The following is a 26,894-nucleotide window of genomic DNA, read 5'->3' on the forward strand; positions in this document are numbered from 1 at the left end:
TTTCTCCAATTAAATAAAGAATCGCAGCGCCAGGCTTACTTCGGCACGCAACTGGCGACGAGACTGGTGTTATTGCCTGAACCCATGGTGCCGTTCGGATTGCTGACGCTGCAAGTCAGTCCAGGTGGGTTTTGCAACACGTTCACGTTGTAAGGCGCGCCATCGCCGACGGTGCCACCAAATACGAAGGTGGTGCTGCCTGCCAGCGGGCTGCTGGTGTTCGAGCCGATGTTCAGTACCAGGCCATCGGCCGTCAATCCGGTGATGGTGCCGCCCAAGGTATATTGGTTGGTGAGGCAGCTGATGCTGGCCAGGCCCACGCTATACGCCGATGCCTTGCCGCTGCCATCGATGACCGTACAAACGGCGCCTGTTGGCTGCTGCTTGATGGTAATGTTATAGCTGTCGTCAGTATTGAGCAGTTGTGTAAAGGTAAAGCTGGTCGCGCCGGAGGAAACCGGCAGGGATTCGCTGCCATTCTGCAGAATCAGTCCATCTTTTGCCAAACCGCTGACACCGCCGGTCAGATACAGATTACCGCCGCTGCCGCCGCAGGCTGCCAGCGTGACAGCGCAAGCCGCCGCCAGCATCGAGCGCAGGTACAAATTTTTCATACATTCTCCAAACGAATTAAGTAGGGTAGCGCAATACGGACGCTGGCGCCGCATTGGAATGGCGCCTATTTTAGTCTATCTGGCAAGCCGATTGATCTCGCCTTGTATCTCCCTGTAACAATTTTTCGCGTCAAATCGTGTGTGGAGCCCGGTTCCGCCCCCATTTGTCAAGGACATCAGCACGCCATCGGCCCGATCAATGCGACAATAACCATAAGCTGCGCAGTTGCGTGCGGCACTTTTTGTGAATGATCTGATGTCTGTTGCTAATAAGAAACCTGTCGTGCCGCCTAAAGCCATCCTGTTTGACCTCGATGATACGCTGTGGCCCATCGCCCCCGTGATCGCGGCGGCGGAAGTCTTGCTGCACGACTGGCTGACTGCCCACGCGCCCAAGGTGGCGCAGCAATTTTCCATCGAGGCCATGCGCCAGCAGCGGCTGGTGTTGCTGGAGGCCCAGCCGCAACTGCATGGCAATCTGATCGAAGTGCGGCGCGCCGGTCTGCGTTCAGCCTTCGCGGCGGCCGGTGAAGATCCTGCGCTGATCGAGGCGGCGCTGCGGCATTTCATGGCCGCCCGTAACAAGGTCACGCCTTATGATGATGTGTTGCCTGGCTTGGCCTGGCTGCAGCAGCGTATGCTGGTCGGTTCCATCTCGAATGGCAATGCCGATCTTGAAATTATCGGCCTGGCGCCGCATTTTAAAATATCGATCGCTGCCGCCGATTTTGGCGTGCCCAAGCCCGATGCCACGATTTTCCTGGCGGGCTGCGAAGCGCTGGGCGTGGCGCCGCACGAGGCCGTGTATGTGGGCGACGATCTGTATTTCGATGTAACGGGTGCGCAAAATGCAGGCATGCGCGCCGTCTGGATGAATCGGCGTGGCAGTGATGCCCACCTAGCGGCCGGGGTACGGCCTGACGCGATTTGCGCTAACTTTGATGAATTGCTGCTCTGGCTACAGGGGCAACTGGAAGATTGATGACCACAGGCCGGGCGAACGTGCATAATAGCTACTTCAGGGCCTGCTACGCCGCCCTTGCCTAACGAAGCTTGGTAACTAAGCTTGTTTAAATAAACAACATCATGCAACTCGATAACCGTGCCCAAACACTGCTGAAAGCCCTGGTCGAGCGATATATCGCCGACGGCCTGCCGGTCGGTTCGCGCGCCTTGTCGAAGATTTCCGGGCTGGACCTGTCGCCGGCGACCATCCGCAACATCATGGCGGATCTGGAGGAGCTCGGCTATGTGTCCAGCCCGCATACCTCGGCCGGCCGCATTCCCACGCCGCGCGGCTATCGCATCTTTGTCGACACCTTGCTGACCGTTAAGCATCTGGACGAGCATTTGGTGGAATCGCGGCTGCAATTGCAAACGCCGCAAAAAACCATCGCCAATGCGGCGCAGATGCTGTCGTCGCTATCGCAATTTGCCGGCGTGGTACTGAGTCCGCGCCGTGAATCGGTGTTTCAGCAGATAGAATTTTTGCGCCTGTCGGAAAAACGTATCCTGCTGGTCATTGTGGGACCGGGCGGCGATGTACAAAACCGCCTGCTGTTGACGGAAGCGGACTATACGCCGGCGCAACTGGTGCAATCGGCCAACTATATCAACCAGAATTATGGCGGACTGTCGTTTGACGTGGTGCGTGTGCGCCTGCAAAGCGAATTGCGCCAGTTGCGCGACGACATGGGGTGCCTGATGCAGGCGGCCGTGGAGGCGGGCAGTGAAGTGATGGCCGACCATAGCGACGACATGGTGATCTCGGGCGAGCGCAACTTGCTCAGTGTGAGCGATCTGTCATCGAATATGCATTCGCTGCGCCAGATGTTCGATATGTTCGAGCAAAAGACGGGCTTGATGCAATTGCTCGATGTATCGAGCAAGGCGACGGGCGTGCAGATATTTATCGGCGGCGAATCGAACCTGGTGCCGATGGATGAAATGAGCGTTGTGACGGCGCCATATGAAGTCAACGGCAAGATCGTGGGGACCCTGGGCGTGATCGGTCCGACGCGCATGGCGTACGAGCGGGTCATTCCCATCGTGGATATTACGGCCAAGCTGTTATCGAACGCATTGAGCCATCACTGATCTGTATCAGCACTGCGCCGGCCGCGCCCTTGCGGGAACGGCCGGCATGCGTCAGGCTGCTTTATGCGGGCAAGCCGTCTTGATGCAGTTGCCGTAGATGGCCAAAGCGTGTTCGGCGATTTTGAAGCCGCGCTCTTCGGCGACTTTTTGCTGGCGGATTTCGATTTCTTCGTCGAAGAATTCTTCCACTCGGCCACAGTCGAGGCAGACCAGATGGTCGTGGTGGGAACCTTCGTTGAGCTCGAAAATTGCCTTGCCTGTTTCAAAATGGTTGCGGTTAAGCAAGCCAGCTTGTTCGAACTGGGTCAGGACACGGTAGACAGTTGCCAAACCGACATCCATATTGTCGGCCAGCAGAATTTTGTAGACGTCTTCTGCTGTCAGGTGGCGTACCGGGCTACTCTGGAAGATATCGAGTATCTTCAGCCGTGGCAGGGTCGCTTTCAGGCCGCTTGCCTTGAGATCACTAGGATTGTTACTCATGTTTGTTGCTCGTATGTGGGTCAGGTGCTTTATCATATAGCGTTTTAGCGGGGAGTGCCAAAATATGCATTTTTTGGCGGGCCGGTCACTCCTGGCGTTTTGTTCATCAAATTGAGGTCATTTATGCGCGTAACACCGGCTGTATTGCCATCTCCCTGGCACCGTATTTTATTTCGAGCACCAGTCGTGGCAGGCATGGTCTGTGTTGCGTTGGCAATGTCTGGCTGTGCCAGCCGCGGCATTCTGGGCGAAAAGCCTGTGCCATCCCTGAAGGAAGGCACCGAAGTCGTTCCTGATAGTGGCGCGCAAACCAACACGATTACGCCGCTGCAGAAATTCATGTGGTTTTTCTCGCCCTATCGCCCAGTCATTCAGCAAGGCAACTTTGTTTCTGAAGAAATGCTGGCCCAGCTGAAAGTGGGCATGACGCGCGACCAGGTCCGATTCATCCTCGGCACATCGCTGCTGACCGATATTTTCCATGCAGACCGCTGGGATTACCCATTCCGTTTGGCCAAGGGCAATGGCGAAACGACCAGCAGCCGCGTGGTCGTGTTCTTTGACAAGGAGGGCAAGGTAGCGCGCTTCGAAGGCGGCAATTTGCCGACCGAGAAAGAATACATCGACCGCATCGCTGGCCCGTCGCCATTCGCCAAGATCGCCAAGGCGGATGCGCCTGCCGCCGTCGTGCCATCGCCCGTGGCGCCTAGCGCCGTACCGGTACCGGCCGATGCTGCACCTGGCATTCCAGTGAGCAAGCCTGAGCCTGTGCCCGCGCCGGAAGCTACCCCTGCCCCAGCGCCGGAAGCAGCCCCTGCACCTGCGTCTACGCCGGCTGCGGAACCCACCAAATAAGTAGCAGCAAGAGAAACAAGATGACTCAACTGAAAATTGCAATCGCCGGCGCCAGTGGCCGCATGGGCCATATCCTGATCGAAGCGGTGGGCAGCGCGCCCGACGCCGTGCTGGCGGGCGCGCTCGATATCGCCGCCTCGCCCGCCGTAGGCCAGGACGCCGCTGCCTTTCTGGGCAAACCCGCTGGCGTGCTGATCGAATCGGACCTGGCCAAGGGCCTGGCCAATGCTGACTACCTGATCGACTTCACGCGTCCGGAAGGCACTTTGCAGCATCTGGCTTACTGCGCCGAACACGGTATCAAGATGATCATCGGCACTACCGGTTTCGATGCGGCAGGCAAGGCGGCGATTGCCGCTGCGGCCGAGAAAACCGCCATCATGTTCGCGCCGAATATGAGCGTGGGTGTGAACGTCACCCTGAAGCTGCTGGAACTGGCCGCAAAAAGCTTGTCAGAAGGTTATGACATTGAAATCGTCGAAGCCCATCACCGCCACAAGGTCGATGCCCCGTCGGGCACCGCCCTGCAAATGGGCGAAGTGGTGGCTGGCGCGCTGGGCCGCGACTTGAAGGAATGCGCCGTCTACGGCCGTGAAGGCGTGACCGGCGAGCGCGATCCTTCGACCATCGGCTTTGCCACTATCCGTGGCGGCGATATCGTGGGCGACCATACGGTGCTGTTTGCCGGCATCGGCGAGCGCATCGAGATCAGCCACAAATCGAGCAGCCGCGTCACCTACGCCCACGGCGCCCTGCGCGCTGCGCGTTTCCTGGCCGACAAGCCGACCGGCCTGTTCGACATGCAAGATGTGCTGGCGCTGAAAAGCTAAGGCTAACGATCATGGCGCCAGGCACAGTGAATCACTTGAGTCTGGCGCAATACTGGAACCAGGGCGACGCCGCCAGCCACTGCGTAGCCTATGTGCTGCTGGCCATGTCCCTGCTGAGCTGGTATTTGATGCTGAGCAAAGGTGTGTCTGCCTGGAAGGTGCGCCGTGGCGCCCGCCGCCTGCCTGATTTTTGGGCGGCGCCCAGCTTCGATGATGGCCTGGCCGTGCTGGCCCTGGGCGATACCGAAGCGATTTATCTGCCGCTGGCCCAAGTCCAGGCCAACAAGGGGGCAGCATCGCTGGATGCCACGCTCCCGTTTGCCGATCAATTGACCCGTTTGTTACGCGATGCCATACAGCATGCCACCGTGCGCCTGGAATGGGGCTTGACCACCCTGGCGTCGATCGGTGCCACGGCGCCATTTGTCGGCTTGCTGGGCACGGTATGGGGCATTTACCATGCGCTGGCCGCTGTGTCGCAAGGCGGAGCCTTGCGGGTCGAGCAATTGGCGGGTCCGGTCGGCGAAGCCTTGATCATGACGGCGGCTGGCTTGCTGGTGGCCATCCCTGCCGTATTGGCGTATAACGGCTTGAACCGGGTCAACCGCCTGACGCTGGCCGAACTCGACGCCTTTGCGCATGATTTGCATGCGTATGCCCTTGCACACAAGGAGGCATGATGGCTTTCGGTTCTTTCCAGCAAGGTGGGCATCACGATGCAGCGATGAGCGACATCAATGTCACGCCCATGGTCGACGTGATGCTGGTCTTGCTGGTGATTTTTATCCTGGCCGCGCCCGTGTTCACGCAAGCGCTGCAGCTGGAATTGCCGCAAGCCAATGTCTATGCTGCAGCAGTGCCTGGCGACACGGTCACCGTGGCGCTCGATGCAGACGGGCGTCTGTTCTGGAATAATCAGGCGGTGACTTCGGCAGTGCTGGAGGTCCGCCTGGCGCAGGCGGCGCGGCAGGCCACACCGCCGCAGCTGCAATTGCGCATCGATAAGCATACCCGCTATGAAGCGGTGGCCCAGCTGATGGCCGCCGCCCAGTCCCACGGGCTGCACCGGCTTGGGTTTGTCACCGATCCGGCGCCGCCTCATTTGATAGAAAAGAATTGATATGCCTACAGCCGTACTGAATGGAAAAGACATCACCGACGAAGCCAGCTTTCACGCGCAGTGCGTGCAGGTTTTCGGATTCCCCGAGTTTTATGGCAATAATATTGACGCCTGGGTCGATTGCCTCAGCTATCTGCGGGACGATGAAAACATGACGAAGTTCCGCCTGAAGCCGAGCGAAGTGCTGGAAATCGTGCTGCAGGATGCGGAAGGCATGAAAGCGCAAGTGCCTGACTTGCTGGAAGAAATCACCTTCTGCGTGGCCGGCATCAATGAGCGCTATGAAGATTACGGCGAAAAGCCTGCGCTGAAACTGGTACTGAAGTAAAAAACGCGGAACAGTTTTCACTGTTCCGCGTTTTGCTTTACACGACCTTGCGTTCCCGCAAGCCGTCGATTTCCTGATTATCCAGGCCCAGCCACTGCTGCAGCACCTCGTCCGTATGCTGGCCCAGCAACGGTGGCGGCCGCTGGTATTGCACGGGTGACGCAGACAGGCGTACCGGGTTGGCCACCAGCGCCACCGTGCCTGCCGTCGGATGCGGCATCTCCACTTTCAAGCCACGTGCGATGACTTGCGGGTCGGCAAATACCTGGTCGATGCGGTTGACGGGGCCGCAAGGTACGGCCGCCGCTTCAAACGCGGTGATCCATTCGGCCGTGGTGCGCATCACCGTGGTCTGGCGCAACAAGGGAATCAGGATAGCCCGGTGTGCCACGCGCTGCGGATTGGTGGCGAAGCGCTCATCGCTTGCCCATTCCGGGTGGCCGGCGATGGCGCAAAAGCGCGAGAATTGGCCATCGTTGCCGATCGCCAGAATCATGTCGCCATCGGCTGTCGGGAAGTCCTGGTACGGCACGATATTCGGATGGGCATTGCCCATGCGCTGAGGCACCTTGCCGCCGCACAGGAAGTTGGCGGCCTGGTTGCCCAGGGCAGCCACTTGCACGTCGAGCAAGGCCAAGTCGATATGCTGGCCCAGGCCGGAACGTTCGCGTTCGGCCAGCGCCGCCTGCACGGCCACGGTGGCGTACAAGCCCGTCATGATGTCCGTTTGCGCTACGCCCACTTTTTGCGGCCCGGCGCCCGGCTGGCCATCAGGCACGCCGGTGATGCTCATCAAGCCGCCCATGCCCTGGATCAAAAAATCATAGCCGGCGCGCGCCGCGTATGGGCCATCCTGGCCAAATCCGGTAATCGAGCAATATACCAGGCGTGGATTGAGTTCCAGCAAGCTGGCTGCATCGAGGCCATATTGCTTCAAACCACCCAGTTTAAAGTTTTCCAGCAGCACATCGGCTTCCTGTGCCAGCCTGCGCACCAGCGCCTGGCCTTCGGGTGCGGCCAGGTCGATGCATAGCGAGCGCTTGTTGCGGTTGGCGCACTGGAAATAGGCGGCTTCAAAAGTATCGCGGCCGTCTTCATCCTTCAGGTAGGGCGGGCCCCAGGTACGGGTATCGTCGCCACGGCCCGGTTGCTCGACTTTGACGACATCGGCGCCCAGGTCAGCCAGCAATTGTCCGGCCCACGGCCCGGCCAGCACGCGCGACAGGTCCAGTACGCGTAAACCTGTTAGCGGCGCGGGCCGCAGGGTGGAAGCGAGGCCCGTCATCAGTTGAAGGCGGCGATGCCGGTGATGGCGCGGCCGATGATCAGCGCGTGCACGTCGTGCGTGCCTTCATAGGTGTTGACCACTTCCAGGTTGACCAGGTGGCGGATCACGCCGAATTCGTCGGAGATGCCGTTGCCGCCCATCATGTCGCGCGCCATGCGGGCAATATCGAGCGCCTTGCCGCAGCTGTTGCGTTTCATGATGGAGGTGATTTCCACGGCGGCCGAGCCTTCATCCTTCATGCGGCCCAGGCGCAAGCAGCCTTGCAAGCCCATGGTGATTTCCGTCAGCATGTCGGCCAGTTTTTTCTGGATCAGCTGATTCGCGGCCAGCGGGCGGCCGAATTGCTGGCGGTCCATCGTGTACTGGCGTGCTTTCAGGTAGCAGTCTTCGGCGGCGCCCAGGGCGCCCCAGGCGATGCCGTAGCGAGCACTGTTCAGGCAAGTGAACGGGCCTTTCAAGCCGCGCACGTCGGGGAAGGCGTTTTCTTCAGGGCAAAACACTTCATCCATCACGATTTCACCGGTGATGCTGGTGCGCAAGCCCACCTTGCCGTGGATCTCGGGCGCGGACAAGCCCTTCCAGCCTTTTTCCAGCACGAAGCCGCGGATCGCGCCTTCGTCATCCTTGGCCCACACCACGAATACATCGGCGATCGGGCTGTTGGTGATCCACATCTTGGCGCCCGACAAGCTATAGCCGCCCGGCACCTTGCGCGCGCGCGTGACCATGCTGCCCGGATCGGAACCGTGGTTCGGTTCGGTCAAGCCGAAGCAGCCGATGAATTCGCCGGTGGCCAGTTTCGGCAGGTATTTCTGCTTGGTGGCTTCATTGCCGAAGGCATTGATGGGCACCATCACCAAGGACGATTGCACGCTCATCATCGAGCGGTAGCCCGAATCGACGCGCTCGACTTCGCGCGCGGCCAGGCCGTAGCAGACGTAGTTCAAGCCAGCGCCGCCGTATTGTTCGGGTATCGTCGTGCCCAGCAAGCCCAGTGCGCCCATTTCGCGGAAGATGGCGGCGTCGGTGCGGCCATGGCGGAACGATTCGAGCACGCGCGGGGCCAGGCTGCCCTGGCAATATTCACGCGCGGCATCGTGCACGGCGCGTTCGTCGCTCGTCAGTTGTTCGTCCAGCAGCAGGGGGGAATTCCAGTCGAATACAGCTTTGCTCATCACAGGCCTCGCAGGTGAGCGCCGATGATGGCCGGCGCAAGATTGAATGTGGCTCATGGTAGATTTTCATCGTGCCCGAGGCAAACGATTTTTTCGCACCCAGACATGCGTGTGACGCATATCTTGCGGCATACTGGTGTTTTCTTTTGCTCTCACCGCCATGTCGCGAAAAATTCCCATGCTGCAAGCCTTGCATTGTTTCGAGGCCGCCGCCCGCCACCAAAGCTATACCCATGCGGCGCGCGAACTGTCGCTGACGCAAAGCGCCGTCTCGCGCCAGATTTCATCGCTGGAAAGTTTTTTGGGCGTGCAATTATTCCAGCGTACGCGCCACGGCGTTCTGCTGACGCCGGCGGGCGCCTCGTATGCGCGCCAGATCGCCGCCCGCCTCGACGGCCTGGAGCGCGATACCCTCGATACCATGGCGCGCCAGGGCGGTGGCGGGGCTTTGCAACTGGCGTCGGTCCCGACCTTTGCCACCCGCTGGCTGATGCCGCGCCTGCCTGGCTTGGCGGAGCAGCAGCCCGATATCATTGTGCATATCGATGCCTATACGAAACCATTCATGTTTGCCGATACGGAATACGATGCGGCCCTGTATGCGGGCACGCCCGAACAGCTGGCGCGCTGGCCCGGTACGCGCGCCACTTTGCTGATGCATGAAGATATCGTGCCCGTGGCCAGCCCGCGCTTGCTGGCGCAGCGCAGCAGCTGGCAGCCGCAGGATTTGCTGGAACTGACCTTGTTACAGCAAAGCACGCGGCCCGGCGCCTGGCGCCAGTGGTTTGACGCCATGCAGGTCGATGGCGCGCTGGCCCGTTATGGCGCCCGCTATGAATTGTTTTCCATGCTGTCGATGGCAGCCGCGCAAGGCCAGGGCGTGGCCTTGCTGCCCCGCATGCTGGTGGAAACGGAGCTGGCGCGCGGCGAGTTGCTGATCGTCTGCGACCGCCCGCTGCGCGGCAAGCGCGCTTATTATCTGATTACGCCCGAAGCGGCGCATGAAAAGCTGGCTTTGCAGCAATTTCGCCTGTGGCTGCAAGGCGAGGCCGCTTAAATCACCTTGGAAGTGTCGAAATGCGGGTTGTCGATCAGGCCGATCTGGTTACCGAACGGGTCAAGCAATTCCACCGTACGGATGCCGTCGCCCACGTCCGTAATCGGGTGGTGCAGGGTGGCGCCCAATTGCAGCAGCCGCTCGGTTTCCGCTTCAATGCCGTCCACGCCCCAGTAAGTCACGCTGCCTTGCGTGCCAGGTGTGCCGCCCGGCAGCAGGCCCAGCTCAAAACCGCCGATGGCAAAGCCCACATAAAACGGTTGGTCGAAATACGGTTGCGTGTTAAACACCTGGCTGTACCAGGCTTTGCCTTGCTCCAGGTCGGGGACGGGGTAGGTGACGGTGCGCAAGCCTTTGATCATGTTTTACTCCTTTTTAGTTGACGAATTTATTAGTGCGTGATGCCATCATGCCAGCGGCGCACAAAAGACGATTGTAAAAATGGAAGGTGCTCAAAGTTGCTTGCCGGCCAGCCAGGTTTCGGGCGCGCTGTGCGCGAAATCCTGGAAGTCGTGGATCAGGTGCGACTGGTCGAAATAGCCATGTTCCAGGGCAAGCTGCGCCCAGTCCGGTGCACCATGCAGGCGCTGCAAGGTGGCATTGGCTGCGCGAAAACGGCAGATGCGGGCAAACAGCTTGGGGCTGAGGCCCACCTTGTGGCGGAATTGCAGGGCCAGGTGCTGGCGCGAGACCTTCAATTGTTCGGCCAGGCTGGCGACGCGTAGCCTGCCCTGCGTCTGTTCTATCAGTGTTATCGCCTGGCCCGTGATGCCAGCAGCGGACGGCGGCGGCCCGGAACGCAGGCGCTGCAACAGATGATCTTGCAAGATAGCAATTCGCTGGAGATCGTCGAGCGGGTCGCTCCACAGTGCGTCCGTCAGGCGCATCGCCATGTCGCGGCCCCACAGTGACTGTAAATCAGTACGGCCATCGTTCAGCTCGCACAGGGGCAGGTCAAAGAAGCTTGCCGCCGCACCGGGCTTGAAGCGGGCCGCCACCGTTTGCACCAGGCCCTGGCTGACGACGTTGATCGGCGCCGTCATCATGCCGACGGCAAAGCTGGTTTCCTGCTGGTCCTGGCACAGGATGTCGATGCAATTATCGGGCAAGACCTGGTGCCTGAGGACGGTATTGCCGGCCTGCACGCGGCAAGTCCAGACGCAGGCCAGCCACGGCCGCAAGGCGGGAAGCGGGGCATATTCCTGGTAGACGATCATGGCTGAACTGTGTGCAAAGAATAAGATTGCTACATATTACACATGGCAGGCCAAGGCCAGGACATGGTGTTTATTGGACACATGCAAAAATATGCCGGGCCGGGCAGGCGGCGCGCCGCGCTATCGGGCGGCGACAACCAGTATAATGTTCGGTTCATATTCACTATTGGCCGCACATCATGCAAGATAAATATAGTCCCGCCGACGTCGAACAAGCCGCCCAATCGCACTGGAAGGCGATCGACGCCTATAAAGCCGTCGAACACGACCCGCGTTTCCCAAAAGGCAAGTACTTTGCCTGCTCGATGCTACCTTACCCTTCGGGCAAGCTGCACATGGGTCACGTGCGCAACTATACGATCAATGATGTGATGTACCGTTACCTGCGCATGAACGGCTACAACGTGCTCATGCCGATGGGCTGGGATGCCTTCGGCATGCCGGCGGAAAACGCGGCCATGGCCAATAACGTGCCACCGGCGCAATGGACGTATTCGAATATCGCCCACATGAAGCAGCAGATGGAATCGATGGGCCTGGCCATCGACTGGTCGCGCGAAATGACCGCCTGCAAGCCTGAATACTACAAGTGGAACCAGTGGATGTTCCTCAAGATGCTGGAAAAAGGCATCATCTACAAAAAAACCGGTACCGTGAACTGGGATCCGATCGACCAGACCGTGCTGGCCAACGAACAAGTGGTCGATGGCCGCGGCTGGCGTTCGGGCGCACTGATCGAAAAGCGCGAAATCCCGATGTACTACGCGCGCATCACCGATTACGCGGAAGAGCTGCTGGCCTATGTCGATGACAAGCTGCCGGGCTGGCCCGAGCGCGTGCGCACCATGCAGACCAACTGGATCGGCAAGTCGACCGGCGTGCGTTTCGCTTTCCCGCACCAGATCAAGGATGCCGCCGGCTCGCTGATCGGCGACGGCAAGCTGTATGTCTTCACCACCCGTCCGGACACCGTGATGGGCGTGACCTTCTGCGCCGTGGCTGCCGAGCACCCGCTGGCGATCCATGCCGCACAAACCAATCCGGCACTGGCCGCGTTTAACGCCGAGTGCAAGCTCGGTTCCGTGATCGAAGCGGACATGGCGACGATGGAGAAGAAGGGCATGCCGACCGGCCTGTTCGTCACCCATCCGTTGACGGGCGCGCAAGTGGAAGTCTGGGTCGGCAATTACGTGCTGATCACCTACGGCGACGGCGCCGTGATGGGCGTGCCGGCGCACGACGAACGCGATTTCGGCTTCGCCAAGAAATACGATCTGCCGATCAAGCAAGTGATCGAGATCAAGGGCAAGGAGTTCTCGACGGACGCCTGGCAGGAATGGTATGGCGAGAAGGAAGGCGTGTGCATCGCTTCCGGCAAATACGACGGTCTGCATTTTGCATCCGCTGTGGACGCAGTCGCTGCCGACCTGGCTGAACTGGGCCTGGGCGAAAAGAAAACCACCTTCCGCCTGCGCGACTGGGGCATTTCGCGCCAGCGCTACTGGGGCACGCCGATCCCGATGATCCATTGCGCCGATTGTGGCGTGGTGCCGGTGCCGGAAAAAGACTTGCCGGTGGTGCTGCCGGAAGACTGCGTGCCGGATGGCACGGGCAACCCGCTGAACAAATATGAAGCGTTCCTGCAGTGCGATTGCCCGCAGTGCGGCAAGCCTGCGCGCCGCGAAACCGACACCATGGATACCTTCGTCGACTCGTCGTGGTACTACATGCGCTATACCTCGCCAGGCGCGAACGAGTCCATGGTCGACGAACGCAATGATTACTGGATGCCGATGGACCAGTACATCGGCGGCATCGAACACGCCGTCATGCACTTGCTGTACGCGCGTTTCTGGACCAAGATCATGCGCGATTTCGGCCTGGTCAAGTTTGACGAACCATTCGTCAACCTGCTGACGCAAGGCATGGTGCTGAACGAAACCTACTTCCGCAAGGATGCTGCCGGCAAGACCACCTGGTTCAATCCGGATGACGTGCGCCTGGCCCTGGACGACAAGGGCCGTCCGCAAAGCGCGATTCTGGTGGCCGATGGCGAACCGGTGGAAATCGGCGGTACGGAAAAAATGTCGAAGTCGAAGAACAACGGCATCGACCCGCAAGCGCAGATCGAACAGTATGGCGCCGACACGGCCCGTTTGTTCACCATGTTCGCTTCGCCGCCGGAACAAACGCTGGAGTGGTCGGGCAGTGGCGTCGAAGGCGCCAACCGCTTCCTGCGCCGCGTGTGGAACTTCGGCTATGCCAAGTCGGCCACGATCCAGGCTGCACTGGCCGCCGGCCCTGCCGCCGCGACGGGCGAAGTGCAGAAAAACCTGCGCCGCGAATTGCACAAGATCCTGCAGCAAGCCGATTACGACTTGAAGCGCATCCAGTACAACACCGTCGTATCGGCCTGCATGAAGATGCTCAATACGCTGGAATCGGCCAAGCTGGATGCTAGCCCCCAGTCGAACGCGCTGATCGCCGAAGGCTATTCGATCTTCCTGCGCCTGCTGAACCCTGTCGCGCCGCACATCACCCACGTGCTGTGGCAGGAACTCGGTTACGCTGGCGTGCACGGCGATCTGCTGAACGCCGCCTGGCCGCAAGTGGACCCGCAAGCGCTGGAGCAAGCCGAGATCGAGATGATGATCCAGGTGAACGGAAAGCTGCGTGGCTCCATCACGGTGGCCAAGGATGCGGACAAGGCCAGCATCGAAGCGGCCGCGCTGGCATGTGAAAGTGTGCAGAAGTACATCGAGACCACGCCGAAGAAAGTGATCGTCGTGCCTGGCAAATTAATCAGCATCGTGGTGTAACACTATGACGACTTCTTCTTCCGTATCGTTGTTGGGCGGGCGTGCATGGCGCGCCATGCTGGCGCTGGGCTTGACGGTCCTGCTGTCGGCTTGCGGCTTTCACCTGCGCGGCACGAATGGCAGTTTCATGCTGCCGTTCGCGACCATGCATATCTCGCTGCCTGATTCGTCGCCGCTGGCGATCGACTTGAAGCGTTATATCCGCGCCGTTGGCAGCACGGAAATCGTCGATACCAAGGATGCGGCCGACGCCGATTTCGAAGTGATCAGCGATCCGGAGAAGAATCGTACGAAAACAATTCTGACCCTGAACAGCACAGGCCAGGTAACCCAGTACCTGCTTGCGTATACGATTATTTTCCGTGTGACGGACAGGGCGGGTAACCAGTTGCTGGGTCCAACGACCATCAGCCTGGTTCGTCCGATCAACTTCAACTCGGCGCAGCTGCTGGCCCAGGAAACAGAAGAAGCGGGCCTGTACCGCGACATGCGCAACGATCTGGTGCAGCAGATCATGCGCCGCCTGGCCGCGATCAAGCCGGTGCTGCCGGCCATGTCGGTGGCGCCTGTAACACCAGTGACGCCGGTGGCTCCTGTGACGCCGGCCGTGCCGGTTGTGCAGAAGTAAGCGGAACGGGAGCAGCATGCAATTGCGGATAGAAGCGCTGGATGGGCATGTAAGCAAGCCGCTGGCGCAACTGTATGTGATCACCAGCGACGAACACTTGCTGGCGCTGGAAGCGGCCGACAAGATCCGCCGCGCCGCGCGCGCGCAAGGTTATTCCGAGCGCGATGTGCTGACGGTGGAACGCAGCTTCAAATGGGGCGAGCTGCTGGCCGCCAACCAGGAGCTGTCTTTGTTTGGCGACAAGAAGCTGATTGAACTGCGCATCCCCACCGGCAAGCCGGGCAAGGATGGCGGTGCAGCGCTGCAAAGCTATGCGAAAAATCTCAGTCCCGACAACCTGACCCTGATCACCCTGCCCAAGCTGGACTGGGCAACGCAGAAGGCAGCCTGGGTGGCCAGCCTGCAGCAGGCGGCCGTCTATATCGACATTCCCAATGTGGAAAGGGCGCAGCTGCCGGCCTGGATAGGCCAGCGCCTGGCGGCGCAGGGGCAGAGCGCCGAACGCGCCAGCATCGATTTCATCGCTGACCGGGTGGAAGGCAACCTGCTGGCGGCGCATCAGGAAATACAGAAACTGGGCTTGCTGCATGAAGCGGGCAAGCTGACGTACGAACAAGTGCAGGATGCGGTGCTCAACGTGGCCCGCTATGATGTCTTCAAGCTGTCCGAAGCCATGCTGGCCGGCGATCCGGCGCGCCTGGTGCGTATGCTCGAAGGTTTGAAGGGCGAGGGCGAGGCGCTGCCGCTGGTCTTGTGGGCGGTCTCCGAAGAAATCCGCACGCTGTTAAAATTGAAGGCGGGCATGGCGCAGGGGCGGCCACTGGGCGCCTTGCTGAAAGAGTACCGCATCTGGGGACCGCGCGAGCGCATGATGGAGCCGGCACTGCGGCGCATTTCGCTGCCCGTGCTCGATGCGGCGCTGCAGGAAGCGGCGCAGGTCGACAAGATGATCAAGGGCTTGCGCGCCAAGGGGCACGCGGGCGACGCCTGGGACGCCATGCTGCAACTGGCGCTGCGGGTCGCGCGGGGCTAGGTTTTTATAATAATACAGACAAGAGCGTGGATAAGAGCATGGACATCAATCAGTATATGCAGGACGTAGGCACGCGCGCCCGCGCCGCTTCGCGCGCCATGGCGCGTGCAGATAGCGCCACGCGCAACCGCGCCCTGACCCTGATCGCCGCTGCCATCGTGCGCGATGCTGGCCTGCTGCGCGAGGCCAACCAGCGCGACCTCGATGCTGCGGCGGCTGCCGGCTTGGCGCCGGCCATGCTGGATCGCTTGACCTTATCCAATGCGGCGATTGACACCATGGTCGAAGGCCTGACGCAGATCGCTGCGCTGGCTGACCCGATCGGCGAAATCTCGAACATGAAATACCGCCCGACGGGCATACAAGTGGGCCAGATGCGCGTGCCGCTGGGTGTTATCGGCATCATTTACGAAGCGCGCCCCAACGTAACGGTGGACGCGGCCGGCCTGTGCATCAAGAGCGGCAACGCGACCATTCTGCGCGGCGGTTCGGAAGCCATCCATTGCAACCGCGCGCTGGCCAGGCTGGTACAGGAAGGCTTGCTGGGGGCAGGCCTGCCGGCCGATGCCGTGCAAGTGATCGACACCACCGACCGCGCCGCCGTCGGCGCCTTGATCACCATGCCGCAATATGTGGACGTGATCGTGCCGCGCGGCGGCAAGGGCTTGATCGCGCGCCTGATGCAAGAGGCGACTGTGCCGATGATCAAGCATCTGGACGGCATTTGCCACGTCTACATCGACGCCAAGGCCGATCTGAAGAAGGCCTTGGACATCGGTTTCAACGCCAAGTGCCACCGCTATGGCACCTGCAACACCATGGAAACCCTGCTGGTGGCGCGCGCCATTGCGCCGCAAGTGCTGCCGCAGCTGGCCGAACTGTATCTGACCAAGCAAGTCGAGCTGCGCGCCGATCCTGAAAGCCATGCGATCCTGGCAGGCTACCCGCACCTGGTGGCTGCCACCGAAGAAGACTGGTCGACCGAATATCTGGCGGCGATCTTGTCGGTGAAGGTGGTCGACGGCATCGATGAAGCGATGGACCACATCAACCAGTACTCGTCCAAGCACACGGAAGCCATCATTACGGAAGACTACAGCGATGCGCTGCGCTTCCTGCGCGAAGTCGATTCGGCTTCCGTGATGGTGAACGCTTCCACTCGCTTTGCCGACGGCTTCGAATACGGCCTGGGCGCCGAAATCGGCATCTCGAACGACAAGCTGCATGCGCGCGGCCCGGTCGGACTGGAAGGCCTGACCTCGCTCAAATACGTGGTCTTCGGCCATGGCGAAGTGCGCAAATAGGTTACGCAAATAAGTTACGCAAATAAGTTACGCAAATAAGACATCCCGGACGGGCCAGCCGGCCCGTTACTCCTTTCGATACCTCTGATACTGGAAACACCATGCTCTGGATTAAAGCGCTGCACATCATCTTTGTGATGTCCTGGTTCGCCGGCCTGTTTTATCTGCCGCGCATTTTCGTGAACCTGGCGATGGAAACGGAAACGGTAGCCACCGAGCGCTTGCTGCTGATGGCGCGCAAGCTCTACCGTTTCATGTCCCTGCTGATGCTGCCGGCGATGGTATTTGGCCTGATCCTGCTGTGGATGCAGTATGGCGGCGAAGGCAGCTTCAAGATGCCGGGCTGGATGCACGCCAAGCTGACTTTCGTGGTGCTGTTGATCGGCTACCACCATGCTTGCGGCGCCATCCTGCGCAAGTTTGAGAAGGGCCTCAATAAACGCAGCCATACCTGGTTCCGCTACTTCAACGAAGTGCCGGTGGTGATGCTGCTGGCCGTGGTCGTGCTGGTCGTGGTCAAGCCTTTCTAACGGAGACAAAATGAGTAGCAGCCAAAATAAGACAGTGCAGTATTTTTTTGCACCCCATTCGCCATGGACTTATCTGGGCCACGCGCGCTTGATCGAAATCGCCGCCAGGACTGGCGCGCAGATCGACGTGCGGCCCTTCGACCTGGGCAAGGTCTTCAGCGTATCGGGCGGCCTGCCGCTGGCCAAGCGTGCACCGCAGCGCCAGGCCTATCGCCTGACCGAGCTGGCGCGCTGGTCGGCATTTTTGCAAGTGCCCATGAACCTGCAGCCGAAGTTTTTCCCGGTCTCGCCGGAAGCGTCGGCCAAGCTGATCATCGCTACGCGCCTGGCGCATGGCGTGGATGCTTCTTTGACGCTGGCGCATGCCATCATGCGCGGCCTGTGGGCCGAAGAGCGCAATATCGGCGATGAAGACACCCTGGTGCAGATCGCCACGGACGCGGGTTTTGACGGCCGCCAGTTGCTGAAAACTTCGGCCACCGCCAGCGTGCAGGCCGAGTACGACGCCAACACCGAAGCGGCTACCGCCGCCAGCGTCTTCGGCTCGCCGTGGTACATCGTCGATGGCGAAGGCTATTGGGGCCAGGACAGGCTCGATTTTGTTGAGCGGGCGCTGGCAATAAAGTAAATAGTGCTGGGGTCAGACCCGGCGGGTCTGACCCCAGTTTTTGTTTGTGGGTTTTAGTAAATTGTTTTTCAACGGATAAAAGGTATCCTAATTATGGCTTCATATTTTTGCCCATGCCCGCGCGGCATGGAAGCGGCGCTGGCCGAGGAACTGGGCGAGATCGCCCAGGATAGCGCAACCCTGAAGGTACACAACCAGGTACCGGGCGGCGTGCACTGCTCGGGCGATTTGCTCGATGCCTACCGCATCAACCTGCATTCGCGCATCGCTTCGCGCGTGCTGATGCGCATGGCCCATTCCGGCTACAAGACGGAAAACGACATTTATGACCTGACCCTGGCGCAGCCTTGGGAAGACTGGTTTGGCGTACATCACACCATCCGCGTCGATGTCACGGCCGTCAAATCGCCGCTGCGCAGCCTGGAATTCACCACCCTGAAGATCAAGGATGCGATCTGCGACCGCTTCCGCGACCAGTTCAACGAGCGTCCATCGGTCAACACCAAGACGCCGGATATGCGCATCGTCGGCTTCCTCGACGCGCACACCTTTACCGTTTACCTCGACACCTCGGGCGAGGCGCTGTTCAAGCGCGGCTGGCGTGAAGAGACGGGCGACGCGCCGCTGCGCGAAAACCTGGCAGCCGGCCTGCTGCGCGTGTCGGGCTGGAAGCCGGGCATGGTGCTGTTCGATCCGATGTGCGGTTCCGGCACCATCCTGGCCGAAGCTGCGCAAATGGTGCAGGGCATTCCGCCGGGCGCCGCGCGCCAGTTCGCCTTTGAAAACTTTCATGATTTTGACCCGGCGCCGTGGAACGCCATGAAGAATGCCATCAAGGCAAATCCATTGCTAGCCGAACCGACGATTTTCGGCAGCGATATCTCGGGTGACATGGTGGCCATGACGCGTCACAACCTGCGTTGCGCCGGTGTGCGTTTTGACGTGCCGCTCAAGCAGATCGAGGCGCAGGAAGTCAAACCGCCGAGCGACGTGGCCGGCATCATGCTGACCAACCCACCGTACGGCGAGCGTATCGGCGTGCGTGGCGACAGCACCATCCCGGAAGATGAATTGTCGACCTCGTTCTACTCGGCCATGGGCACTACCCTGAAGCAGCGCTTCGCCGGCTGGACGGTATTCCTGTTCACGGCCGACCTGGGCTTGCCGAAGCTGCTGCGTCTGAAGGAAGCACGCAAGACGCCATTCTTCAACGGTGCGCTGGAATGCCGCTTGTTCCGCTTTGATATGGTGGCGGGCTACAACCGCCGTGAAGAAGCAAAGCCCAAGCCACAGCAGTAAGCACTTGCCACAATAGTACACTCGCAGCAAAACCGCGCGGGCCGATCCCGGTCCGCGCCGCCACTTTGGATTTAGCATGTTTCCCACCCCGCCGGCCAATGTGCCGCCAGATCCGGTCACGCCGGTGCCGCCTCCGACTCCCAGCCATATGGCGCCGTTGAGCAGGGGGGCGCTGGCGACGATGCTGGCCGGCTTGTCGATGCTGGGACCATTGTCGATCGACACCTATCTGCCCGCCTTCAGCAATATCCAGAGCACCTTGCAGGCGTCGCCGCTGGAAGTGCAGCAGTCGCTGACGTTTTACATGCTGGCCTTTGCCGGCATGGTGCTGTGGCATGGCGCGATCTCCGATACCTTCGGCAGGCGCAACGTGATCCTCGTGTCGCTGGTGATGTTTGCCATCGGCTCGCTGGGCTGCGCCTCGGCCCATACCGTGCATTACCTGTGGTTCTTCCGTATTTTGCAGGGTGTGTCGGCAGGGGCGGGGGTGGTGATCAGCCGCGCCATCATCCGCGACCTGTATGCAGATACGGCGGCGGCGCGCCTGCTGTCGCTGGTAACGATGATTTTTTCCATCGCCCCGGCCGTCGCGCCCGTGCTGGGTGGCTGGATCGTGGTCTGGTTCGACTGGCGTACGATTTTCCTGTTCCTGGCGGCTTACACGGTGATCCTGCTGGCGTTCTGCTACTGGCGCCTGCCCGAGACGCTGCCTATGGAAAAGCGCCAGCCTTTCAATCCGCGCTTCCTGGCGTCGAGCTATGGCGAGATCCTGCGCTCACCGCTGTTTCATATCAAGGCCGGTATCGTGGCCCTCAATTTCGCCGGCCTGTTCCTGTTCATCACGGCCGCGCCGGAAATGCTGCCCAAGCAGTTGGGCCTGGCGCCGCCCCAGTTTGGCTGGATGTTCATTCCCTGCGTCAGCGGCATCTTCCTGGGTGCGCTGGCGGCCAACCGCATCGCTGGCAAGATCACGTTTGCGCGCCAGATCGGCATCGGCTTTGCCTTCCTGCTGGGTGCTTCCAGCGTCAACGTGGTATTCCACCTGTTCTTGCCGCCAGCCTTGCCATGGACGGTGCTGCCATTGTTCTTCTACACCTTCGGCATGTCGCTGGTGGGGCCGGGCGCGACCTTGCTGGCGCTCGACCTGTTCCCGCATATCCGCGGTACGGTGGCGTCGTGCCAGTCGTTTGCCAGCACCCTGCTGGGCGCGGTGGTGGCCGGCGTCATCTCGCCGCTGCTGTCCGGTTCCGTCCTGTGGCTGGCGTCGGGCCAACTGGCGTTTACGGGACTGGCTTTGGCGCTATGGATGATTTCGCGCCGCTTCCGCCACCGCTTGCTGGGCTCCGTCAAACGATAAAGGTTTTGTTGGATAACGGTGGATTTATTTCAACTTGGTTTTCTATATTGCAAGTAATGTACGGCGCTTAATGATACTATGGCTTTTTTACGGCATCCTCTCGGGCAGTAGATTTTTGGCAAGCAGGAGTGGAGGATTCCTCTGAACGTGGCCGCGCTTCGCAGCTGAGCGCTCTTCCTTTTTGAACCGGCAATGCCTGATACGATGCATCAATCCGATCAAGATATACGCAATCGCCTGCTGATTGCCCGTCTGCCGGCCATGCCGCAGATCCTCATCAAACTGATCGCTCACCTGCAGGCCGACGATGCGGGCATGCCCGAACTGGCCGCCCTGATCGCCAAGGATGCTGGAATGACCAGCAAGATCCTGGGCGTGGCCAACAGTTCGGCGTATCACCGCCTTGGCCGCAGCGTCAGCCTGGAGCAGTCGCTGGTTTCGCTGGGCACCGACATGATCAAGACCCTGGTGATCAGCGAATCGGTATTCCAGACCTTTAACAGCTTCCCCCATTCCGGCAGCACCGATCTGCGCGCCTTCTGGAAAAGCTCACTCTCGGCCGCGGTCATGGCGCGTGCGATTGCCAAGGCCATGGCTTATCCGCAGGCCGAGGAAGCCTATCTGGCGGGCCTGCTGCACAATGTGGGCCGATTGGCCCTGCTGGCCACGGCGCCCAAGGAATATGCCTACAATTTCACGGCGCGCGACGATGCGGCGCTGTGTGCGGTGGAGCAGCGCACCCTGCAAATCACGCATGCCGAAGCGGGCGCCTGGCTGATCGAACGCTGGCGCCTCGATTCCTTCCTGGCCGACAGCGTGCTGTATCACCATGAGCCGCTGGCGCGCCTGGAGGCCAGCCATCCCTTGATACGCATCGTGCGCCTGGCGCATCTGCTGTGCTGCCACGCCGACGATGCCGAATCGATCGCGCAGGCACGCCAGTTGTGCGGTGTCGAGGAAGAGGTGCTCGATGCGATTGCCAGCAGCGCCGTGCGCCAGGTGGAACAGTCGGCGCAGCACCTGGGGATCGATCTGGCCGGCGCCGACGATATCGCCACGCCGCCCGCTTATGCGCCGCCGCCCGTCGACCCGGTGCAGCAGCGCCTGTCCGAAGACGTACGCAATATGGTGCTGGTGTCCGAGGTGGGCCAGACCTTCGCCCGGCAGCAGGGCGAGACCAGCCTGTTCGAGGCGATCACGCGCTCGGCGCGCATCCTGTTCGATTTCGAGACCACCGTCATCCTGCTGGAAAACGCCACCGGCCATGCGCTGGTGGGCGTGGCGGCTGGTGAACAGCAGCAGCGCCTGGCCGGTTTTTCAGTGCCGCTGGCGAACAGCGGTCCGCTGGCCGCGTCGGCACTGGAATGCCGTTTGACCTTTTTGAAGCGCGATATGCCGGGGCTGGGCATCGTCGAAGAACAGTTGTTCCGCATTCTCGGTACCGATAGCCTGGTGTGCCTGCCTTTGGTGTCGGGCCAGCGCAGCCTGGGCGTGCTGATTGGCGGCGTGGCGGCCTGGCAGATTCCCGCCAGCCAGAAGCGCGAAGGCTTTTTGCGCGCCTACGGCAACCAGGCCGCCAGCGCACTGGAAGCGGCCGTCAGTGCACGCGGCCATGCGCGGCGCCAGCTCGATCACGTGGCTGAGGAATACCGCGAAGCGTCGCGCCGCGTGGTGCATGAAGTCAATAATCCGCTGTCGATCATCAAGAATTATTTGGGCGTACTCGATAACAAGCTGGCGAAACAGGAGCCGGTGGTGGGCGAGATGGCGATCCTGAATGAAGAGATCGACCGCGTTGGCCATTTGATCCACGGCCTGGCCGACCTGCAGCCGGTGGTGGCAAACGGCGTGAGCAATTGCGCGCGCGTGGTCGACGACGTGCTGCGCCTGTTCCGCGCCACCGACTTCCTGCCGGCGAAAATCGAGGTGCTGACGCATATGCACGATGCACCGTGCGACGTCGCGGCGGACGCCGACACCCTCAAGCAGATTTTGCTGAACCTGCTCAAGAACGCCATCGAGGCACTGCCCGATGGCGGGCGCATCGAGGTGCGCAACCGTGGCCACGTCAACCGCGACCGGCGCTTGTATCTGGAGCTGTGCGTGAGCGATAACGGTACTGGTCTCGCGCCCGAGGTGCTGGCCAATCTGTTTTCTCCCGTGCGCAGCCATAAGGATGGTGCACACCATGGCTTGGGCTTGTCCATCGTGCATGAACTGGTCACCCGCCTGCATGGCGTGATTGGCTGCCGCAGCAGCAAGTCCGGTACCTCGTTTGAAATCCTGCTGCCACTGGCGCAGAACGGTGTCATTGCCTTTCCAGGCACTGGTGCTGTTGCCGTGCCAGCACTCGGTAACACCGCCCTGTTTTCGTAACGTCCATGAACTCCACCGCTACCCCGCTCGACCTTGAGAATTGCCCGCGTATCCTGCTGGTCGACGATGAACCCCGGCTGCTCGCTTCCCTGCATGAATTGCTGAAGGACCGTGGCTATCAGCTTTACACGGCGACCTGCGGCAGCGAGGCGCTGGCGCAGCTGGCAAAATTGCGCTTCGACCTGATTCTGCTGGACTTGCGCCTGCCCGACATGAGCGGCCATGAAATCATGGACCACATCAACCGGCGCGGCATCGAGGGCGATGTGATCGTGATGAGTGGCGACGTCGGTATCGAGGCTGCCATCGGTGCGCTGAAGCGCGGTGCCTATGATTATCTGCGCAAGCCCTACAGCCATGAGGAACTGCTTAAAACGGTGGAAAATGCGCTGCAAAAGCGCAAGCTGGCGCAGGAAAACGCGCGCATCGCCTCGCAGCTGGAAACCTCGGAAAAGATGTACCGCTACCTGGTCGACAGCTCGCCCGATATCATCTATACCCTGAACCATGAAGGGCGCATCACCTTCATCAATGACCGCGTGCAGCAGATCCTGGGCTTTAGCCGCGAAGAGCTGATCGGCAGCCATTATTCCATCCTCGTGCACGATGAAGACCAGGAGCGCGCGCGTTACGCCTTCAATGAAAGGCGCCCGGACGACCGCGCTTCGCGCAATGTTGAACTGCGCCTGAAGTGCCATAGCGGCGGCGGCAGCGACCGCACTTTCAACAATACCCTGATGACGATACCGCTGACCTCGATCGGCGTGCATGGCGCCGATCACGAAGCGCGCAAGCAAGAGTATTTCGGCACCTATGGCGTGGCGCGCGACATCACTGACCGCAAGCGCGCCGAAGAAGTCATCTCTTACCAGGCTTACCACGATATCCTGACGGACCTGCCGAACCGCATGCTGTTCAAGGACCGCCTGGGCCTGGCCGTGATCCAGGCGCGCCGCAAGCTGACGGAACTGGCCGTGATGTTCATCGATCTGGACCGCTTCAAGCTGGTCAACGACACGCTGGGCCATGTGAAGGGCGATGAATTGCTGCAGCAGGTGGCGTTAAGGCTGAAGGATTGTTTGCGCCGCGGCGACACGCTGGCGCGCCAGGGCGGCGATGAATTCACCATCGTACTACCGGAATTGCGCGACCGCCAGGATGCGCGCACCATCGCCGACAAGTTCCTCGAATGCCTGCACCAGCCTTTCGACCTCGATGGCAACCAGGTGCATATCTCGGCTTCGATCGGCATCGCCATCTATCCGGGCGATGGCGAAACCATCGACGAACTTCTGCGCCATGCCGACATCGCCATGTACCAGGTCAAGGCGCTGGGCAAGAATGGCCATAGTTTTTATCACGAGTCGATGCTCGATGTGTCGCACCAGAAGATCGCGCTGGAACAAAGCCTGCGCAAGGCGCTGGAACTGAACCAGCTGGAGATGTATTACCAGCCGCAGGTGGACGTGACGACGGGCCGCATCGTCGGCGCGGAAGGCTTGATGCGCTGGAACCACCCGCAGCGCGGCTTGCTGACGGCGGGCGAATTCCTGCCGTTTGCCGAAGACAATGGCTTGATGCTGCCGATCTCGGACTGGATGCTGGGCGCGCTGTGCCGCGACCTGCTGCAGTGGAATGCCGCCGGCGGCGAATCGGTGCGCTTGTCGCTGAACCTGTCGCCGCAATATCTGGACCGTGGCGACTTTTTCGAGAAGATGCGGGGCGCTTTGATACGCTATGGCATCGCACCGGAAAAGATCGAAGTGGAAATCACCGAAAACATCTGCATCCGCAATCCGCAGTATGCGATCGAACAGTTGAACAAGCTGTGCCAGTTGGGTGTGTCGGTGGCCATCGACGATTTCGGCACCGGTTATTCTTCGCTGTCGTACCTGCACCGCTTCCCGATCCACACGATCAAGATCGACCAGTCGTTTGTGAAGGAAATCCACGACGAGCACGGGCACTATCCCGTCATCCTGGCGATCATCTCGATTGCGCGCGGGCTGGGCTTGCACCTGATTGCCGAGGGCGTGGAAACGGAAGGTCAGGCGCGCTATCTGCAGGACAAAGGCTGCACCACGATGCAGGGCTATCTGTATCACCGGCCGATTTCGCTATCGAGTTTCATGGCCGTGCTGGAAGAGCAGAACCGCCTGATCGCCGGTGCGGCACCAGCGCTGCAGCCGCCGCTGGCCATCGAAGCCTGATGTATGCCGGGAACTGAGATGGCGGAGACCGAGGCGACGTACACTGCAGACTATCTGCGCCTGAAAGGCCTGGCCGAGAAGGGCCACGCGAATGCCCAACATAGCCTGGGCTTCATGTATTTCAATGGACAGGGTATCGCGCAAAGTTATGCGCAGGCCCTGCACTGGTATGGCCTGGCGGCTGCGCAAGGGCTGGAGCACGCGCAGTACAACCTGGGCGTGATGTGCCAAAAGGGGCAAGGCGTAGTCCAGGATTTCGCGCAGGCCGCGCACTGGTACCTGAAGGCGGCCGAGCAAGGGTATGCCGCGGCCCAGTACAACCTGGGCTGGCTGTATGCCAAGGGCCAGGGCGTGGCGCAAGACAGTAGTCAGGCCATGCTCTGGTTCAGCCGCGCGGCAGAGCAGGGCGACGCGGGCGCGCAAAACAATCTCGGCATGATGTACGACAACGGCAAGGGCGTGCCGCAGGACTTTGTGCAAGCCATTAACTGGTACCGCAAGGCGGCGGAGCAGGGGTATGCGCGCGCGCAGTTTAATCTGGGGCTGCGCTATGACAATGGACAAGGCGTGCCGCAAGACCGGCAACAAGCCACCGGCTGGCTGCGCAAGGCTGCCGAGCAGGGTTATGCGCCAGCCCAGTTCAACCTGGCGCTGCGCTATGAAAATGGCGAGGTGCTGCCGCAAGACGACCGTCTCGCCATCGCATGGTACCGGCGCGCGGCAGAACAGGGCCACGCCAGTTCGCAATTCAACTTGGGCCTGATCTATGACAATGGCCGGGGCGTTCCCAGCGACAAGCAGGCGGCGCTGGACTGGTATGGCAAGGCGGCAGGCCAAGGGCATGCCGCGGCGCAGCATAACCTGGGCCTGCATCACGAGCATGGCACACAGGATTACCTGCGGGCGCTGGTGTTTTACCGCCAGGCGGCCGAGCAGGGTTTTGCGGCCGCCCAATACCAGCTGGCGCATCTGCATGCGCAGGGGCTGGGTCTGCCGGCCAATGAACAGGACGCCGTGTTCTGGTACCGCAAGGCGGCCGGTCAGGGCCATGTGCGGGCCCAGTTCGACTTGGGCCTGCGCCATGAAAATGGGCAGGGCGTACCGCAGGATTTGCGCCTGGCGCTGGAGTGGTACCGGCGCGCAGCCGAACAGGATTATGCGCCGGCACAGTATATGCAAGGCGTGCTGCACGACCGCGACGATGGTCCCGCGCCCGACAGCGTGCAGGCCTGTGCCTGTTATCGCCGGGCCGCCGCCCAAGGCCACAGCATGGCGCAGTTTTCGCTGGGCTTGCGCCACGATAATGGGCAGGATGTGCCACAGGATTATGTCGCTGCCTGCGCCTGGTATGCGCTGGCCGCGCAGCAGGGCCATGCACGCGCTCAGTTCAATCTTGGACTGATGGCCGCCAGCGGCCAGGGCGCGCCGCTCGATTTGCAGCAGGCGTATCTGTGGCTGTCGATGGCCGCCGCCGCCGGTGTGGCCGGTGCGGAAAAAGCCGTCCTGCAGATTGCGGCGCGCATGCGTGAGACGGAACTGACGCAGGCGCGCCAGCGCCTGGAAGCTTTGAGCGTTTAGCATCCCCTGAAAAATCATTGCACAAAGGCAAGCTGCGTGCCAGCTTCTTTCGTGCGTGAATACAACAG

Annotated in this window: 25 protein-coding genes; 19 read left to right on the forward strand and 6 right to left on the reverse strand. The window is 60.8% G+C overall.

The genetic code is table 11. The annotated features are described in order from the left end of the window. Positions 1-35: 35 nt before the first annotated feature. The gene (locus HDE75_RS23465; RefSeq protein ID WP_183681337.1) at positions 36-614 is read right to left on the reverse strand and encodes a hypothetical protein; all 579 of its coding nucleotides are present in this window, start codon (positions 612-614) and stop codon (positions 36-38) included. Positions 615-870: 256 nt separating this feature from the next. Between HDE75_RS23465 and HDE75_RS23470 the strand changes: the two genes are divergently transcribed. Continuing rightward, positions 871-1,596 (forward strand): HAD family hydrolase, encoded by a 726-nt coding sequence (locus HDE75_RS23470; RefSeq protein WP_183681334.1) that lies wholly within the window; start codon positions 871-873, stop codon positions 1,594-1,596. A gap of 104 nt (positions 1,597-1,700) precedes the next feature. Then, positions 1,701-2,711 carry a heat-inducible transcriptional repressor HrcA gene (gene hrcA, locus HDE75_RS23475; RefSeq protein WP_183681330.1) on the forward strand — a complete coding sequence of 337 codons (1,011 nt, stop codon included), beginning with the start codon at positions 1,701-1,703 and terminating at the stop codon, positions 2,709-2,711. A 51-nt stretch (positions 2,712-2,762) separates the two neighbouring features. On the opposite strand, the gene fur is transcribed toward hrcA, so the two are convergent. Beyond that, positions 2,763-3,194: a ferric iron uptake transcriptional regulator gene (fur, locus tag HDE75_RS23480; protein WP_096238086.1), complete on the reverse strand. Its 432-nt coding sequence runs from the start codon at positions 3,192-3,194 to the stop codon at positions 2,763-2,765. A 195-nt stretch (positions 3,195-3,389) separates the two neighbouring features. Here fur and HDE75_RS23485 point away from each other — a divergent pair, with 195 nt between their 5' ends. Genes HDE75_RS23485 through HDE75_RS23505 form a run of 5 tightly spaced genes read left to right on the forward strand, consistent with a single transcriptional unit; the run spans position 3,390 to position 6,327 of the window. Then, entirely contained in the window at positions 3,390-4,049 is a 660-nt protein-coding gene (locus HDE75_RS23485; RefSeq protein WP_260174317.1) for an outer membrane protein assembly factor BamE, read from the forward strand. 20 nt (positions 4,050-4,069) lie between these two features. Beyond that, positions 4,070-4,879 (forward strand): 4-hydroxy-tetrahydrodipicolinate reductase, encoded by an 810-nt coding sequence (gene dapB, locus HDE75_RS23490; protein WP_183681324.1) that lies wholly within the window; start codon positions 4,070-4,072, stop codon positions 4,877-4,879. An 11-nt stretch (positions 4,880-4,890) separates the two neighbouring features. After that, complete coding sequence (locus HDE75_RS23495) at positions 4,891-5,559, forward strand: MotA/TolQ/ExbB proton channel family protein (protein WP_183681321.1); 669 nt, start codon at positions 4,891-4,893, stop codon at positions 5,557-5,559. Continuing rightward, the gene (locus HDE75_RS23500) at positions 5,559-5,999 is read left to right on the forward strand and encodes an ExbD/TolR family protein (protein WP_183681319.1); all 441 of its coding nucleotides are present in this window, start codon (positions 5,559-5,561) and stop codon (positions 5,997-5,999) included. Before HDE75_RS23495 ends, HDE75_RS23500 begins: the two co-directional genes overlap by 1 nt. 1 nt (position 6,000) lies before the next feature. Next, the gene (locus tag HDE75_RS23505; RefSeq protein ID WP_183681316.1) at positions 6,001-6,327 is read left to right on the forward strand and encodes a barstar family protein; all 327 of its coding nucleotides are present in this window, start codon (positions 6,001-6,003) and stop codon (positions 6,325-6,327) included. 37 nt (positions 6,328-6,364) lie between these two features. On the opposite strand, the gene HDE75_RS23510 is transcribed toward HDE75_RS23505, so the two are convergent. Continuing rightward, on the reverse strand, positions 6,365-7,612 hold the full coding sequence (locus tag HDE75_RS23510; RefSeq protein WP_183681315.1) for a CaiB/BaiF CoA transferase family protein: 1,248 nt from the start codon (positions 7,610-7,612) through the stop codon (positions 6,365-6,367). After that, on the reverse strand, positions 7,612-8,790 hold the full coding sequence (locus HDE75_RS23515) for an acyl-CoA dehydrogenase (RefSeq protein ID WP_183681311.1): 1,179 nt from the start codon (positions 8,788-8,790) through the stop codon (positions 7,612-7,614). Before HDE75_RS23515 ends, HDE75_RS23510 begins: the two co-directional genes overlap by 1 nt. Before the next feature lie 160 nt (positions 8,791-8,950). On the opposite strand from HDE75_RS23515, the gene HDE75_RS23520 reads away from it, so the two are divergent. Next, positions 8,951-9,847, forward strand: a complete 897-nt coding sequence (locus tag HDE75_RS23520) for a LysR substrate-binding domain-containing protein (protein WP_183681309.1) — start codon at positions 8,951-8,953, stop codon at positions 9,845-9,847. On the opposite strand, the gene HDE75_RS23525 is transcribed toward HDE75_RS23520, so the two are convergent. Next, positions 9,844-10,209 carry a VOC family protein gene (locus tag HDE75_RS23525; protein WP_183681306.1) on the reverse strand — a complete coding sequence of 122 codons (366 nt, stop codon included), beginning with the start codon at positions 10,207-10,209 and terminating at the stop codon, positions 9,844-9,846. The genes HDE75_RS23520 and HDE75_RS23525 overlap by 4 nt on opposite strands. Before the next feature lie 90 nt (positions 10,210-10,299). Beyond that, complete coding sequence (locus HDE75_RS23530; RefSeq protein ID WP_221291977.1) at positions 10,300-11,064, reverse strand: AraC family transcriptional regulator; 765 nt, start codon at positions 11,062-11,064, stop codon at positions 10,300-10,302. 179 nt (positions 11,065-11,243) lie between these two features. On the opposite strand from HDE75_RS23530, the gene leuS reads away from it, so the two are divergent. From leuS to HDE75_RS23585, 11 genes are all read left to right on the forward strand, one after another. Beyond that, the gene (gene leuS, locus HDE75_RS23535; RefSeq protein ID WP_183681302.1) at positions 11,244-13,883 is read left to right on the forward strand and encodes a leucine--tRNA ligase; all 2,640 of its coding nucleotides are present in this window, start codon (positions 11,244-11,246) and stop codon (positions 13,881-13,883) included. 4 nt (positions 13,884-13,887) lie between these two features. Continuing rightward, positions 13,888-14,511 carry an LPS-assembly lipoprotein LptE gene (locus tag HDE75_RS23540; protein ID WP_183681299.1) on the forward strand — a complete coding sequence of 208 codons (624 nt, stop codon included), beginning with the start codon at positions 13,888-13,890 and terminating at the stop codon, positions 14,509-14,511. Between the two features lie 16 nt (positions 14,512-14,527). Then, the gene (holA, locus tag HDE75_RS23545; RefSeq protein WP_183681297.1) at positions 14,528-15,544 is read left to right on the forward strand and encodes a DNA polymerase III subunit delta; all 1,017 of its coding nucleotides are present in this window, start codon (positions 14,528-14,530) and stop codon (positions 15,542-15,544) included. A 38-nt stretch (positions 15,545-15,582) separates the two neighbouring features. Then, positions 15,583-16,848 carry a glutamate-5-semialdehyde dehydrogenase gene (locus HDE75_RS23550; RefSeq protein WP_183681295.1) on the forward strand — a complete coding sequence of 422 codons (1,266 nt, stop codon included), beginning with the start codon at positions 15,583-15,585 and terminating at the stop codon, positions 16,846-16,848. A 101-nt stretch (positions 16,849-16,949) separates the two neighbouring features. Beyond that, positions 16,950-17,378, forward strand: a complete 429-nt coding sequence (locus HDE75_RS23555; protein WP_183681293.1) for a CopD family protein — start codon at positions 16,950-16,952, stop codon at positions 17,376-17,378. 10 nt (positions 17,379-17,388) lie between these two features. Beyond that, positions 17,389-18,006 (forward strand): 2-hydroxychromene-2-carboxylate isomerase, encoded by a 618-nt coding sequence (locus tag HDE75_RS23560; protein ID WP_183681291.1) that lies wholly within the window; start codon positions 17,389-17,391, stop codon positions 18,004-18,006. Between the two features lie 93 nt (positions 18,007-18,099). Next, positions 18,100-19,305 (forward strand): THUMP domain-containing class I SAM-dependent RNA methyltransferase, encoded by a 1,206-nt coding sequence (locus HDE75_RS23565; RefSeq protein ID WP_409254933.1) that lies wholly within the window; start codon positions 18,100-18,102, stop codon positions 19,303-19,305. A 76-nt stretch (positions 19,306-19,381) separates the two neighbouring features. Next, positions 19,382-20,662, forward strand: a complete 1,281-nt coding sequence (locus HDE75_RS23570; protein WP_221291978.1) for a multidrug effflux MFS transporter — start codon at positions 19,382-19,384, stop codon at positions 20,660-20,662. A 204-nt stretch (positions 20,663-20,866) separates the two neighbouring features. Beyond that, complete coding sequence (locus tag HDE75_RS23575) at positions 20,867-23,038, forward strand: HDOD domain-containing protein (protein WP_183681290.1); 2,172 nt, start codon at positions 20,867-20,869, stop codon at positions 23,036-23,038. Positions 23,039-23,043: 5 nt separating this feature from the next. Then, positions 23,044-25,248: an EAL domain-containing response regulator gene (locus HDE75_RS23580; RefSeq protein ID WP_183681288.1), complete on the forward strand. Its 2,205-nt coding sequence runs from the start codon at positions 23,044-23,046 to the stop codon at positions 25,246-25,248. 18 nt (positions 25,249-25,266) lie between these two features. After that, positions 25,267-26,826 (forward strand): SEL1-like repeat protein, encoded by a 1,560-nt coding sequence (locus HDE75_RS23585; RefSeq protein ID WP_260174304.1) that lies wholly within the window; start codon positions 25,267-25,269, stop codon positions 26,824-26,826. The last annotated feature ends 68 nt before the right edge of the window (positions 26,827-26,894 follow it).

Origin of the sequence: Janthinobacterium silvisoli, assembly GCF_014200725.1 — a bacterium.
Taxonomy (GTDB): domain Bacteria; phylum Pseudomonadota; class Gammaproteobacteria; order Burkholderiales; family Burkholderiaceae_D; genus Janthinobacterium.

Excerpts from the sequence above, each read along its gene's own strand:
- fur (WP_096238086.1), bottom strand. The coding sequence starts at position 3,194 with ATGAGTAACAATCCTAGTGATCTCAAGGCAAGCGGCCTGAAAGCGACC.
- HDE75_RS23580 (WP_183681288.1), top strand. The coding sequence starts at position 23,044 with ATGAACTCCACCGCTACCCCGCTCGACCTTGAGAATTGCCCGCGTATC.
- HDE75_RS23525 (WP_183681306.1), bottom strand. The coding sequence starts at position 10,209 with ATGATCAAAGGCTTGCGCACCGTCACCTACCCCGTCCCCGACCTGGAG.
- HDE75_RS23465 (WP_183681337.1), bottom strand. The coding sequence starts at position 614 with ATGAAAAATTTGTACCTGCGCTCGATGCTGGCGGCGGCTTGCGCTGTC.
- leuS (WP_183681302.1), top strand. The coding sequence starts at position 11,244 with ATGCAAGATAAATATAGTCCCGCCGACGTCGAACAAGCCGCCCAATCG.
- holA (WP_183681297.1), top strand. The coding sequence starts at position 14,528 with ATGCAATTGCGGATAGAAGCGCTGGATGGGCATGTAAGCAAGCCGCTG.
- HDE75_RS23520 (WP_183681309.1), top strand. The coding sequence starts at position 8,951 with ATGTCGCGAAAAATTCCCATGCTGCAAGCCTTGCATTGTTTCGAGGCC.
- HDE75_RS23555 (WP_183681293.1), top strand. The coding sequence starts at position 16,950 with ATGCTCTGGATTAAAGCGCTGCACATCATCTTTGTGATGTCCTGGTTC.
- HDE75_RS23560 (WP_183681291.1), top strand. The coding sequence starts at position 17,389 with ATGAGTAGCAGCCAAAATAAGACAGTGCAGTATTTTTTTGCACCCCAT.
- HDE75_RS23570 (WP_221291978.1), top strand. The coding sequence starts at position 19,382 with ATGTTTCCCACCCCGCCGGCCAATGTGCCGCCAGATCCGGTCACGCCG.
- HDE75_RS23540 (WP_183681299.1), top strand. The coding sequence starts at position 13,888 with ATGACGACTTCTTCTTCCGTATCGTTGTTGGGCGGGCGTGCATGGCGC.
- HDE75_RS23585 (WP_260174304.1), top strand. The coding sequence starts at position 25,267 with ATGGCGGAGACCGAGGCGACGTACACTGCAGACTATCTGCGCCTGAAA.
- hrcA (WP_183681330.1), top strand. The coding sequence starts at position 1,701 with ATGCAACTCGATAACCGTGCCCAAACACTGCTGAAAGCCCTGGTCGAG.
- HDE75_RS23530 (WP_221291977.1), bottom strand. The coding sequence starts at position 11,064 with ATGATCGTCTACCAGGAATATGCCCCGCTTCCCGCCTTGCGGCCGTGG.
- HDE75_RS23550 (WP_183681295.1), top strand. The coding sequence starts at position 15,583 with ATGGACATCAATCAGTATATGCAGGACGTAGGCACGCGCGCCCGCGCC.
- HDE75_RS23510 (WP_183681315.1), bottom strand. The coding sequence starts at position 7,612 with ATGACGGGCCTCGCTTCCACCCTGCGGCCCGCGCCGCTAACAGGTTTA.
- dapB (WP_183681324.1), top strand. The coding sequence starts at position 4,070 with ATGACTCAACTGAAAATTGCAATCGCCGGCGCCAGTGGCCGCATGGGC.
- HDE75_RS23500 (WP_183681319.1), top strand. The coding sequence starts at position 5,559 with ATGGCTTTCGGTTCTTTCCAGCAAGGTGGGCATCACGATGCAGCGATG.
- HDE75_RS23575 (WP_183681290.1), top strand. The coding sequence starts at position 20,867 with ATGCATCAATCCGATCAAGATATACGCAATCGCCTGCTGATTGCCCGT.
- HDE75_RS23515 (WP_183681311.1), bottom strand. The coding sequence starts at position 8,790 with ATGAGCAAAGCTGTATTCGACTGGAATTCCCCCCTGCTGCTGGACGAA.
- HDE75_RS23470 (WP_183681334.1), top strand. The coding sequence starts at position 871 with ATGTCTGTTGCTAATAAGAAACCTGTCGTGCCGCCTAAAGCCATCCTG.
- HDE75_RS23505 (WP_183681316.1), top strand. The coding sequence starts at position 6,001 with ATGCCTACAGCCGTACTGAATGGAAAAGACATCACCGACGAAGCCAGC.
- HDE75_RS23495 (WP_183681321.1), top strand. The coding sequence starts at position 4,891 with ATGGCGCCAGGCACAGTGAATCACTTGAGTCTGGCGCAATACTGGAAC.
- HDE75_RS23485 (WP_260174317.1), top strand. The coding sequence starts at position 3,390 with ATGGTCTGTGTTGCGTTGGCAATGTCTGGCTGTGCCAGCCGCGGCATT.
- HDE75_RS23565 (WP_409254933.1), top strand. The coding sequence starts at position 18,100 with ATGGCTTCATATTTTTGCCCATGCCCGCGCGGCATGGAAGCGGCGCTG.